Source organism: Vibrio sp. 10N.222.52.B7, assembly GCF_041474275.1.
GTDB classification, from domain to species: Bacteria; Pseudomonadota; Gammaproteobacteria; order Enterobacterales; family Vibrionaceae; genus Vibrio; species Vibrio crassostreae_C.
Genome location: NZ_JBFRTU010000717.1, coordinates 1 through 351 on the forward strand (window position 1 = coordinate 1; position 351 = coordinate 351).

1 protein-coding gene is annotated in these 351 nt (G+C 45.0%); it reads left to right on the plus strand.

Going from position 1 to position 351, the window contains the following annotated elements; all coding sequences use genetic code 11:
* Nucleotides 1-351, plus strand: a 351-nt coding sequence (locus AB4512_RS24960; RefSeq protein ID WP_372176148.1) for a GGDEF domain-containing protein, incomplete at both ends; no start/stop codon positions are given.

Consider the following 351-nt stretch of genomic DNA (forward strand, 5'->3'; position numbering starts at 1 on the left):
TCATTGTTATTCTGTTGCTGTGCGCCGCAAGCTTTACGGTATTAGCAAACAAAACGATTCGCGCAAAAGCTTCCATCGATGCGATGACAAAAGCGTATGGCCGGACCGAGATAATACGAAGAATCAAACGAGTCAGACGCTGTAAAGGAACGGACAAGCAACATGTCCTCGTTCTGCTCGATCTGGATAAGTTCAAGACGATCAATGATGAGCATGGACACCCTACTGGTGATCGAGCACTCGTCCATATTAGTCAACAAATAAGAAAGCACTTAATGAGTGATGAATTGTTTGGCCGCTTAGGCGGTGAAGAGTTTCTTATCATGCTGACCGACACTAAACCTTCTGAAG